This is a genomic window from Saccharospirillum salsuginis (assembly GCF_014651855.1).
GTDB classification, from domain to species: Bacteria; Pseudomonadota; Gammaproteobacteria; order Pseudomonadales; family Natronospirillaceae; genus Saccharospirillum; species Saccharospirillum salsuginis.
Genome location: NZ_BMXR01000002.1, coordinates 555187 through 566896, shown reverse-complemented (window position 1 = coordinate 566896; position 11710 = coordinate 555187). Strand labels below are relative to the sequence as shown.

Annotated in this window: 11 protein-coding genes; 10 read left to right on the top strand and 1 reads right to left on the bottom strand. The window is 62.0% G+C overall.

What is annotated here, in order from left to right:
- Positions 1-106: 106 nt before the first annotated feature.
- The 10 genes from IE111_RS05635 (at position 107) to IE111_RS05590 (ending at position 10660) form a co-directional block, all read left to right on the top strand.
- A complete protein-coding gene (locus tag IE111_RS05635; RefSeq protein WP_189607513.1) occupies positions 107-910 on the top strand; it encodes a glycerophosphodiester phosphodiesterase in 804 nt (267 codons plus the stop codon).
- The gene (locus IE111_RS05630; protein ID WP_189607512.1) at positions 897-1415 is read left to right on the top strand and encodes a hypothetical protein; all 519 of its coding nucleotides are present in this window, start codon (positions 897-899) and stop codon (positions 1413-1415) included. The genes IE111_RS05635 and IE111_RS05630 overlap by 14 nt, the downstream gene beginning before the upstream one ends.
- Positions 1412-1918 carry a DUF6942 family protein gene (locus IE111_RS05625; protein ID WP_189607511.1) on the top strand — a complete coding sequence of 169 codons (507 nt, stop codon included), beginning with the start codon at positions 1412-1414 and terminating at the stop codon, positions 1916-1918. The genes IE111_RS05630 and IE111_RS05625 overlap by 4 nt, the downstream gene beginning before the upstream one ends.
- A gap of 197 nt (positions 1919-2115) precedes the next feature.
- Positions 2116-3576 carry a xanthine dehydrogenase small subunit gene (gene xdhA, locus IE111_RS05620; protein WP_189607510.1) on the top strand — a complete coding sequence of 487 codons (1461 nt, stop codon included), beginning with the start codon at positions 2116-2118 and terminating at the stop codon, positions 3574-3576.
- Entirely contained in the window at positions 3569-5923 is a 2355-nt protein-coding gene (xdhB, locus tag IE111_RS05615; RefSeq protein WP_189607509.1) for a xanthine dehydrogenase molybdopterin binding subunit, read from the top strand. The genes xdhA and xdhB overlap by 8 nt, the downstream gene beginning before the upstream one ends.
- The gene (gene xdhC / locus IE111_RS05610) at positions 5920-6756 is read left to right on the top strand and encodes a xanthine dehydrogenase accessory protein XdhC (RefSeq protein ID WP_189607508.1); all 837 of its coding nucleotides are present in this window, start codon (positions 5920-5922) and stop codon (positions 6754-6756) included. The genes xdhB and xdhC overlap by 4 nt, the downstream gene beginning before the upstream one ends.
- A 224-nt stretch (positions 6757-6980) precedes the next feature.
- Positions 6981-8537: an HDOD domain-containing protein gene (locus IE111_RS05605; RefSeq protein WP_189607507.1), complete on the top strand. Its 1557-nt coding sequence runs from the start codon at positions 6981-6983 to the stop codon at positions 8535-8537.
- Positions 8534-9385 carry an archaetidylserine decarboxylase gene (asd, locus tag IE111_RS05600; RefSeq protein ID WP_229805241.1) on the top strand — a complete coding sequence of 284 codons (852 nt, stop codon included), beginning with the start codon at positions 8534-8536 and terminating at the stop codon, positions 9383-9385. The genes IE111_RS05605 and asd overlap by 4 nt, the downstream gene beginning before the upstream one ends.
- A 325-nt stretch (positions 9386-9710) precedes the next feature.
- Positions 9711-10031: a hypothetical protein gene (locus IE111_RS05595; protein ID WP_189607506.1), complete on the top strand. Its 321-nt coding sequence runs from the start codon at positions 9711-9713 to the stop codon at positions 10029-10031.
- A 128-nt stretch (positions 10032-10159) separates the two neighbouring features.
- Positions 10160-10660, top strand: coding sequence for a ProQ/FINO family protein (locus IE111_RS05590; RefSeq protein ID WP_189607505.1), 501 nt, complete (start codon positions 10160-10162; stop codon positions 10658-10660).
- 69 nt (positions 10661-10729) lie between these two features.
- Here IE111_RS05590 and epmA read toward each other — a convergent pair whose 3' ends face one another.
- Positions 10730-11692 carry an EF-P lysine aminoacylase EpmA gene (gene epmA / locus IE111_RS05585; protein ID WP_189607504.1) on the bottom strand — a complete coding sequence of 321 codons (963 nt, stop codon included), beginning with the start codon at positions 11690-11692 and terminating at the stop codon, positions 10730-10732.
- Between the last annotated feature and the right edge of the window lie 18 nt (positions 11693-11710).

The following is an 11710-nucleotide window of genomic DNA, read 5'->3' as shown; positions in this document are numbered from 1 at the left end:
CTAAAACCACATACCATCCTTGTGACTTTGCGCACTGACGTAAGCGATAAACAACCCAGACAATGTGGCCACATTGTTGAAATAGAGAAGACCGGAGGTTGATGTGATGCCAGCTCGCTGGGTGGTTTCCTCGCTGCTGGCCTTGTATGCGCTGTCCGGCTGCGTGCAGGTTGAAGACCTGGCGCTTGAAGAAGTTGCCTGCCTGGGTCATCGGGGCCATGTGTCGGAGACGACGTTCGAGAATACGCTCGGAGCGTTTCTCGCGGCTTACAACCTGGGTGCCGATGGCACCGAAATGGATATTTTTCATACCCGGGACGATGTCGCCATGGTGTTTCACGATCGGACCCTGGCCGGTTTGACGCGAAGCAAGCCCGGTGAAAACTGTCCGGACACGGCCGGGATTGGAGACTTGTCACTCGCGGAACTGCAGCGCCAGTGCGAGCTGAAAAACGGCGAAGACATTCCGACGCTGGAATCGGTATTGCAGCGGTTCAACCAGTCCGATTTTATCCTGTATCTCGAATTCAAGGATCCGATCCATAACGACACCGTGGCGTTGATCGAACGCTACTACCCGGAGAACGACGACCGGATTCAGGGAACGTCTTTTTTAAAGGATATTGTGCAACCGCCCTTCGAAGGCTTTCGGGTGGAGTTTCCATTGATGCTGGCGCACCGTGAATACCTGGCGGGTATGGAGTCGGGATTCGACGGCGTGGATGTGGGGTCGATCTCCGAGGTTCATATCGAGCGGCTTCGGCAGCGCGGCAAGCGCGTCGGGTTGTATGGCGCCGATAGTGTCGCGGATCTGAACAAGGCGCTGGAGCACCGCGTCAATACGATCACCACGGATGCGTTGCCACTGTGCGTTCAACTGAAGCAAGAGGCTCTGGATGCGGCGGGTTAACTCCGGGTGGCTCGCCCTGTTGGTTGGAACGGCGGGCTGGTTGCAGGCGGAGACCCTGGAGCGTATCTGGGCCTCGTCGCTGATGCAGAACAGCCGAATGCGATTCGGTGTCTCGACCGCGTTCGAGTATCGGCTTGGCGTGTTGTATCAATCCCCGGCGACGACCGGACGACCCGCCTGGTACGCGTCGACTCACCTGGATACCGTCCTGCTGCGGGAAGGCTTCAATCCCCTCAACCTGGGCCTGGAAGTCGGGGTTCGTCCCAGGCCACTGCCCGCGCTGGCACTGGGGCTTCATCTGGAACAACCGCTGTATACGGACAATCGACTGGTCGGGTTATCCTCCACCCTGCATGGTCCTGCACTCGGTCGTCGCGTGGAACCCTTCATCAGCTTGCAACTGTTGCGCTACAACGACCCGATCGACGGTCTGAACGGCTACACCCGGCGCCGTTTTTTCAATACGCTGATCGGCTTCAACGTCAAACTCGGAACCACACCATGACCGACATCGGCCTGGGAGACCCGGCGGCCCGGATTCGGGTACACGGCCCGAACCGGCCGCCACTGCCGGACTACGAGCACCGCGACACGCTTACCCCCGCAGCGCCGGGTGAACTGGAAACGCTTGTCGCCGCCACCGGCAACCACTGGCGCAAGATCATCAACCTCTACGCCAAACTCGTTCACGGACTTCTGCCCGAATACGATCGCTGGCAGGACGAGCGGGACAACCGATTGCTGCAAGCGGGGTCGGGCACCGCCCTGCTGTTCTCCAAACCGGTGATGCCCGTGTGCGCGCTGACACTGGTGATGGGCAAAACCTACGCCCTCGACTGTGGTTTCACCGAGAGTCGGATTCCGGATCTGGTGACCGGTGCGGACGGCATCCGTATATCGCCGTCGCAGCGGCTGATCCTGACGCCCTATTTCGACTACAGACAGCTGTCCAACGCCCGTCTGGATGCCTTGGTCACTCTGATCAAAGACACGTTTCCCGACACCTGAACTTCTCGCACCAAAACAGTGCATCAATTTTTACTCGTTTCCAATCTCCCGATAACCCGCCAGAATTGACTAAAATACAACCAACAGAATAACGTCTACCCACATCATTTCCTGACCACTTGGTCATATTTTGGCCCTGAATTTGCATTGATATCTTTGAATCCAAGGTCCGGCTCCAACCATTGAGAGCAAACGCTATGACCACCTTCTTACTCAACCGGGAACCGATCAGTCTGACGGACACGGACCCGGATATGACGGTACTCGAATACCTCCGGCAGGACGCCGGCCTGACCGGCACCAAGGAAGGGTGCGCGTCCGGCGACTGCGGTGCCTGCACCGTGGTGGTCGGCGAGAACACCCCGGACGGGTTGCGGTACCGCAGCCTGAACAGTTGCATCACCTTTGTTCACAGCCTGAACGGGAAGCAGGTGCTGACGGTCGAGCACCTGGTGCGCAACGGCGAACTGCATCCGGTTCAGGACGCGCTGGTCCGGCACCATGGCTCGCAATGCGGCTTCTGTACGCCGGGCTTCGTCATGAGCCTGTTCGCCCTCTACCACAGCGAGGCGCCCCCCCAACGCGAGGCCGTTCTGTCGGCCCTGTCGGGCAACCTGTGTCGCTGCACCGGCTATCGGCCGATCATCGATGCGGCGCTGGAGGTGCTGCAACAGCGCCATGGCGATGCCTTCGATCTGGAACGCGAGGCCATTGAAGCCGAACTGGGTCAAATGGAAACATCCGTGTTACCAAACACCCCAAAAGCTGACCCTTCGGTCGGATTTTGGCAGCCCCGGACGCGTCAGGAATTGGCGAAAACCCTGGAATCCGCACCCGACGCGCGGTTCAGTGCCGGCAGCACCGACCTGGCACTGGAGAAGACACAGTCGAGCCGGTCGTTGCACGGCCTGATCGACCTGACGCGTGTCGAGGGTCTGAACAGCGTGATCGTCGACGACACCGGCATTCACATCGGCGCCGCCGTCAGCTACTCGGATCTGGAACCTGCGCTGCTCGCGGACTACCCCGAGGCGGCCGAATGGCTGGAGCGCCTGGGGTCGCGCCCCATCCGTAATCGCGGCACCCTGGGTGGCAATCTGGGGACGGCGTCCCCCATCGGCGACACCCCGCCGCTGCTGATCGCTCTGGGTGCGGAAGTCACCCTGGCCAGCGGGCATGGCGAACGACGGATCCCGGTCGCGGAGCTGATCACCGGCTATCGCCGGACCCAGTTGCAAGCCGGGGAATGGATCGACACCGTTCATCTGCCGCGTCGCCGACCCGGCAGCGAGCTGCGCGCCTATAAAATCTCCAAGCGGTTCGAGGATGACATTTCCACCGTCTGCGCCGTGTTTTACCTGGAGCCGGACGACGAGCGAGTGGCGGAAATCCGCGCCGCATTCGGCGGTCTCGCCGCGACGCCGCTGTGGCTGCCGGACTGGCAGGCGAGCCTGGTCGGCCAGCACTGGCCGTCGCTCGACATCGAGGAGGCCGCCCGGCGCCTGGCGGACGAACTGGCGCCGATCGACGATGTCCGGGCCAGCGCGCGCTACCGGGTCCGGGTCACGGCCAATCTGTTGAAACGCTTCCATCTGGAGACAACCCGTACCGATCAACTCAGTCGCGTCTTCAACTCGGGGGTGGCTCACCATGCGTAAACTGACCGATGCCCTCTACTCCTCGGGAACCGTCCCCCGCCAAAGCAGTGGCCAGGCCGGCCATCCGACCGCGCATGAAAGCGCGCGACGTCAGGTGGCGGGGTCGGCCCGTTATGTCGACGATCTGCCGGAACCGGCGCGTCTGCTGCATGCCGCCGTCGGGCTCGCCGACGTGGCCGCCGGTTCGCTGAAATCCCTGTCGATCGATGCCGTTCGCCGCTCTAAGGGTGTACGCGGCGTGGTCACCATCGACGATGTGCCCGGCCACCGCGACATTGGCGCCGTATTCCCGGGCGATCCGGTTCTGGTCGATGGCGAGATCCTGTTTCACGGTCAGCCGCTGTTCGCGGTCGCCGCCGACAGCTATGAACAGGCGCGTCAGGCGGCATTGGCGGCCGAATGGGTCATCGAACCGGGTACGCCGGTCCTGACCGTCGAGGCCGCGCGCGCGGCGAACGCCACCGTCGGCAAAACGGTCGAGTTCCAAAACGGCGACTCGAGCACGGCCCTTGAGCGCGCGCCGCACCAGCTTTCCGGTGAAATTCACATCGGCGGCCAGGAACACTTCTATCTGGAGGGCCAGGCCAGCCTGGTCATTCCCGAGGAAGACGGCGGCATGATGGTCTATACCTCCAGCCAGCATCCGACCGAAGTGCAAAAACTGGTCGCCGAGGTACTGGGCGTGCCGTTCAATCAGGTGACCGTCGACGTGCGTCGCATGGGCGGCGGTTTCGGCGGCAAGGAAAGCCAGGCGGCGCAATGGGCCTGCCTGGCCGCCCTGCTCGCCCGCCAGACCGGTCGTCCGGTCAAGCTGCGCCTGCCGCGTGGCGTGGACATGGCGGCGACCGGCAAACGCCATCCGTTCGTCAACCGCTGGCGGCTGGGGTTCGACGACCAGGGGCTGATCCAGGCGGCGGACATCGAAGTGAACGGCGTCTGCGGGTATTCCCCGGACCTGTCCAACGCAATCGTCGACCGCGCCATGTTCCATTCGGACAACGCCTACTTCCTGGGGGCATCCCGCGTGGTCGGCCACCGGAGCAAGACCCACACGGTCTCCAACACCGCCTTTCGCGGGTTCGGTGGCCCCCAGGGCATGATGACCATCGAAGCGGCTCTGGATGACATCGCCCGCGCCATCGGCGAGGACCCGCTTACGGTTCGCAAACGCAACCTCTACGGTACCGACGACCGCAACGTCACGCCCTACCACATGACGGTGGAAGACAACATCCTGCCCGAACTGATCGAACGATTGGAGAACGACAGCGACTACTGGGTGCGCCGCGAGGAAATCTCCGAGTTCAACCGTGCCAACCCGGTGATCAGGAAAGGCCTGGCGCTGACACCGGTGAAATTCGGCATCTCCTTCACCGCCAAACACCTGAACCAGGCCGGCGCGCTGATCCACATCTACACCGACGGCAGCATTCACCTGAACCACGGCGGCACCGAGATGGGCCAGGGCCTGTTCACCAAGGTCGCCCAGGTGGTCGCCACCGAATTCGGCGTGGCGCTGGAGGCCGTGCAAGTCTCCTCGACGCGTACCGACAAGGTGCCCAACACCTCGCCGACGGCCGCGTCCAGCGGCACGGACCTGAACGGCAAGGCGGCGCAGAACGCGGCCCGCACGATCAAGCAACGCCTGATCGAATTCGCCACCGACCACTACGCCGTGCGTCCGGATCAGATCCGTTTCGAACACGGCGATGTGATCATCGCCGACCAGCGGCTGAGCTTCGCCGAACTGGTTCAGGCCGCCTACCTGAACCGCATCTCGCTGTCGGCCACCGGCTACTACCGCACGCCCAAGCTGCACTGGGACGCGGACCGGGGTCAGGGCCGTCCCTTCCTCTATTTCGCCTACGGCGCGGCCTGCTCGGAAGTGTCGCTGGATACCCTGACCGGCGAATACTCGGTCGACCGGGTCGACATCCTGCACGATGTCGGTCACAGCCTGAATCCGGCCATCGACATCGGCCAGATCGAAGGCGGTTTCATCCAGGGCATGGGCTGGCTGACGACCGAGGAACTGAAATGGGACGATCAGGGTCGGCTGCTGTCCAACAGCCCGATGAATTACAAGATTCCCTCCATCGGCGATACGCCGCCAATCTTCAATGTGGCGCTCTACCCGCAATCCAACCGGGAAGACACCATTTTCAAATCCAAGGCCGTGGGCGAGCCGCCACTGATGTTGCCGATTTCGGTCTGGTGCGCGCTGCGTGACGCCGTCGCAAGTGTCGCCGACTACCGCATCAGCCCGCCGCTGGATGCGCCGGCCACGCCGGAACGCCTGCTGTTCGCCATTGACGCGATACACGACGCCGAGAGGAACGCCTCATGAGACAGGACCTGCGCTGGTTCGATGCGCTGCACCAACTCCAGCACGAGGGCGAGCCCCTGGTGCTGCTGACGGTGCTCAGCACGGCCGGTTCCACACCGCGCGACGCCGCCACCAAGATGGTGGTGACCGCCAGTGAACAATGGGACACCCTGGGGGGCGGCCATTTGGAGTACAAGGCGATTGAGGAAGCCCGTCGCCTGCTGGCGTTGGGCGAACCCCATACCGGAGTGCGAAGCTTCGAGCTCGGTGCCAACCTGGGCCAGTGCTGTGGCGGCGCCACCCAGATTCTGTTCGAGGTGTTCGCCTCGCGATTACAGTCGCTGACGGTCTTCGGCGCCGGCCATGTCGCGCATCGGCTGATGCCGATTCTGAGGGCACTCGATCTGCAGCTTACCTGGGTCGACAGCCGCACCGACTGGCTGCCGACCGAGGGCGACGCCACGCTCACCATCGAACGGCTCGACCAACCGACGGACGCCATCGCCGACCTGCCCGAGGGCGCCTGGGTATTGATTCTGACGCACAATCATCAACTGGATTTCGACCTGGTGCAGACCGCCTTGCGTCGGCCGGACATCGACTACATCGGCCTGATCGGATCCGACACCAAAGCCAGGCGCTTTCGCCAGCGCCTGGCGCATCGAGGCTGGAGCGAAGCCGACATCGCACGGGTCGTCTGCCCGGTCGGCCTGGCCGACGTGCCCGGCAAGCAACCGGCGGAGGTCGCCATCTCCATCGCCGGTCAGATCGTGCAACGCTTGCACGCACAGGATCGCCCCACGGCGAAAAAGACCTCCGGCCTGGACTGGAAAACAGCTCGAAATCTGGTGTGAGCCAAGTCATCCCCCCTGGGGTGGGTACGGCCCGCCCCTGGCCGGCGTAACCGGACACGAAAGACACCTTATCTCCAAACTTGCATCATCCGGCTAGTCGGCCATCACTTTTTCCGTCAGAATCCGATTATTCGACAAAACACTCGACTCGGGTTGGCTTAAACGCTTAACCCGATCGCTTTCTGCCCGTACACTAACGACGTCATACGCTGTAAAGCTACCGCATGAGCCCACACAATCCCTGGCTGGATCGCGCCAAGACCATAAAAATACCGGCTTTGCTCCCGCAGTCCGCGCTGCCGGGGCCGTCGGCACCTTTGATGGACTGGATCAAGGTGGTCAGTGAAGACCCGCTGCTGGCCATGCAGATTTATCGTTTCGCCAACCGCATGATGTCCAATCGCCAGGTGCTGGTCCGCACGCTGGAGCACGCCGTCGCCCTGATCGGCTCGCAGCGCCTGATCAAATTGAGCAACGAGATCCCCAGGGTCGAGGCCGGCAGCACCGCTATGGCCGGCCTGCAGAGCACCGTCGGCGACAGCCTGGTGGCCGCCAGCCTGATGCGGCAGTGGTTCGAGATGCGTCAGATCCCCTGGACCGAGTCCGACTACTGGATGACGCTCTTCTACAACGTCGGTCTGTGGACTCTGTGGCTGCTCGAACCGCAAATGATGGAAGGCTTCGAATACCGCGCAGAACGCGGCGAAAACCGCGACCGCCTGATCGAAGAACTCATCGGTATGCCGCTACGCGACTGGAACGACGAGCTCTGCCATTTTTTCCAACTGCCGGCCATTCCCGAGACCAACAGCCCGGAGGAAAACCAGCAGATCGAGAATCGCATCCAGCCGCACAAATTGTCGGCGCTGAAATTTTTCCTGCCGTTCAGCCACGAACTGGCGTACCGGGTTCGCCTGTCCTGGGATTCGGACATCATGGAAACCCTGTGCCGGACCGGCGAGATCGCGCTCGGGCTGACTGAATTCCGCCCCATGCTGAAAACCTGGATCACCAAGGCCGCCCGCGAATACCAACTGCCCCAGGCCGCCACCGCGGCGCGGCGCATGTTGGCGCACCAACCTCCGCTCAGCACGCAACCCAACCCGAAACGGGAGGGATTCAGCGAGGCCGATCTGGCCCGTGCCGCCCAACTGGGCCGTACTCACAAAACCCGCAACCGGACCTCGTCGCCGCAAAAACCGGCGCGGAAGCCGGCCGAACAGCCCCGTCCGTCCAGCGAGTCGCGAAAGCCGACGGCGACGCCTCGCCAGCGACACAGCGTCCAGCTCAATACCCTGCGGGAAATCCGTCGGCAATTCCGCAACGAAAAAAGTTGGCATTCCCCTGTGGAGATTCAGGAAAGCGCCCTCTATGGTCTGCAAAAAGGCCTGGGGCTGCACCGGATCGTAGTGATGGAAGTGAATAACGGCGCCTGGGAGGCGTTCGACAGCGAAGGCTGCGACTACGACCGACCGCTGCGCCAGCTCAAACTGCCACTGGCCAGCAGCCCGATCCTGACCGAATTCACACGTCGGGTCTCGGCCGCCTTTCTGCACAACGGCAATCGCCACAAGGCGCGCAAGCAGTTGCCGGCCAACCTGCTGACCGCGGCCGACAACCAGCCATTCTTCCTGCGTTCGTTCAATATCGGTCCCGAGGTCACCATGATGATCTACGCCGACGCCAAGGGTGACCCGGAGCCACTGAACGACATCGACTATCGACTCTTCAGAGAATTCTGTGCCGACTGGAACACGGCACTCAACCGGAGCCGTCAATGACCGCCTCTTTGAAAGACACCCTCTTCGTGGCCACCCAGTACCTGACGCCGCACCATGCCTTGTCACGTCTGACCGGCTGGTTCGCCGAATCCGAATTCGGACCGATCCGGGACACCTTTATCCGTCGGTTCGCCCGCCATTTCGAGGTCGACATGACCGAGGCCGAACGGCCCGAACTGAGTCAATACCGCAACTTCAACGACTTTTTCACCCGCGCACTGAAACCGGGCGCCCGACCGTTACCGGAAGATTCCAAAGCCCTGGCCTGCCCGGTTGACGGGACCGTCAGCCAGGCCGGCCGCGTCGAATCCGGCCGGATCTTCCAGGCCAAGGGACGCAGTTTCACCGCCACCGAACTGCTCGGCGGAGACTCCGAACAGGCTCGCCGCTATCAGGACGGTCATTTCGCCACCTTGTACCTCTCGCCCAAGGACTATCACCGCATCCACATGCCCTGTGACGGCACCCTGGTGCGCACCACCTTCGTCCCCGGTCGGCTGTTCAGCGTCAATGCCGTCACCACCGACCGGGTACCGCGCCTGTTCGCTCGTAACGAGCGACTGGTGTGCGAGTTCGACACCGAACGCGGCCGCATGGTGCTGGTGCTGGTCGGTGCCATGATCGTCGCCAGCATCGAAACCACCTGGGCCGGCGTGGTCGCGCCCTACCAGCGTGACATCATTCAACATCGTTTCGACGAACCGGCCCTGCGCCTTGAGCGAGGCGAGGAGATGGGCCGGTTCCGCCTGGGCAGTACCGTGGTCATGCTGTTCGAAAAAGAGGCCGTGCAATGGGCCGACGGCATCGCAGCCGGCGCCCGGGTCCGGTTGGGCCAGTCCATGGAATAATCCGGTTCCGCGACCGGCCCCGGTTACATACCGTAACAATAAACAGGCTCGATTTGACGGGGCGGACATGGATGACCGTCATTGCACCGTCGGACTGGACACCCAGATTTACAGGGCCTGTTCACCTCACAGCGCGAAACTCAAATCTGACTTAAATTTCGCCGAATTTCTGTCATTTTCAACAATTTTCGCAGTCTGTGACCCCCATCCCAAGACCGAATACCAAAGCGGACCTGGTTCAAATATTCACCATTCCTGCATAGCAACCGCCACGAATCCAACTACATTCCAGTCGACTGCATTGCGCTAACCAAGGAGCTGCAACATGGAATCGCTGGTGATCTACAACGAAACCAACATTTACATCCTGTCCAAACTGGTCGCCCTGGTGCGTCGCGAGACCGGCCATCGTCACCGTCTCAACAACCAGGACGCCATCACGGCGCTGATCCGGGACGCCGCCGGTAGCGCCGACGAACGCATACACAGCTACTACCGACGCTTCCTGGAAAACCTCACGCCGGAGCAGCTGACCACCTTCAAACAGGCCGGTATCGACATCCCGCGCGAACTGGACCGCAAGCCGGGACTGATCCCGTCCGGCCAAAGCCGTCAGTTCGGCTATTCCACCATGAAGACCGGTTAACCGCGCGCCCTCACTCCCAAAGGGGTCGAACAGGGACAGAACGACCCGCCCATCGTGCGTAAAAGCGGGTTTTCAAAGAACGGGTAACGGGGTATCCTGCGCCGCTCAACGTCATCGCCGGATCCACCATGACCGAACAGAACGCCCCCGAGACTCAGGACAAAGCCCCGGCCAAGAAAAAGACCGAGGCGCAACGAAAGAAAGAATTCGAAGCCAATCGCAAGGCCATGGAAGAACTCTGCGAACTTTACCCGGAGGCCTTCAACCCGAGACAGCCCAAACCGCTGAAAATCGGCATCCACGAAGACCTGGCCGCCGATGAAAAGCTGTCGAAGACCCGCATTCGCCGCGCCCTCAACGTCTACGTCCGTCTGCGCAGCTACTACGCCTGCATGACCGAAGGCACCGACCGGGTCAATATCGACGGCACCCCGGCGGGCACCGTCACGGCCGAGGAAGCCGGCCATGCCAAAGAGAAGCTCGACGCCATCGACAAGCGCCGCGCCGAACGCAACAAAAACAAGCCCGCTCCCAAGCGCAAAGCCAAGCCCCAGCCGAACAAGCAGGTCAAGGAACAGCGCATGCAGAAAAAGCTGGAAGCCCTGGTGAACAAGCCGAAGAACGACTGACGACAAGCGTCGGGGGTGTCGGATTACGGCTCTTCGAGCCTAATCCGACCTACTGAATCAGGCTTCCAATCAGGCGCGTGACGCATCGAACGGCAACACCTCGCTGATATCCGACGCACCCAAAGCGATCATCAGCAAGCGGTCCACCCCCAACGCCACCCCGGCACATTCCGGCAGACCCGCCTCCATCGCCGCCAACAGATTCGGGTCCACCTCCGGTTCCGCCAACCCCAGCTCACGCCGCCGCGCCCGATCCGCCTCGAACCGTCGCGCCTGCTCCGCCGGGTCCGTCAGCTCCCAATACCCATTCGCCAACTCCATGCCCCGCCAATACACCTCAAAGCGACGCCCCACCGTCACCCCATCGACCACCTCATGCCGCGCCAGCGCCGCCTGACTGGCCGGATAACGCGTCACAAACACCAAACGATCCCCGGGCAACCCCGGCTCCACCACCAACGCCATCAACGCATCCAGACACTCATCGCGCGACCAGTCACCGGCCTCCGTATTCAGCTGCTTCCCGACACAAGCCCGCAACAACGCCACCTCAGCCCGATGCGGATCCGGCAACCCCGACCGTTCAAAGGCCTCCCGATACGACACCGTCTCCACCGCCAACTCCGGCTCATCCGCCACCGAACGACACAGCTCCGCCACCTCGACCATTAACCGCTCATCGTCCCAACCGACCCGATACCACTCCAGCATCGTAAACTCCAGATTATGACGCGGCCCCGACTCATCGCGTCGAAACACATGCCCCAACTGAAAAATATCGCCCGACCCCGCCGCCAACAGGCGTTTCATCGGGTATTCGGGAGACGTCAGCAGAAAGCCACCGTCCGTGATGCGGAGGTTCTCAAGATGAACGTCGGTAACGCCGAATCGGGACCAATGGGGCGTGTCCACTTCCATCACCGAGCGGGTTTCGAAGAATTGGCGGATGCGACGAAGAAGCAAGGAACGCTGCTTAAGCGTCTCAAGCGAGGCTGAAGGTTGCCAAGAGCTGGAGAAATCAGTTGTCGACATGGTTGATCGCTCAGAAAT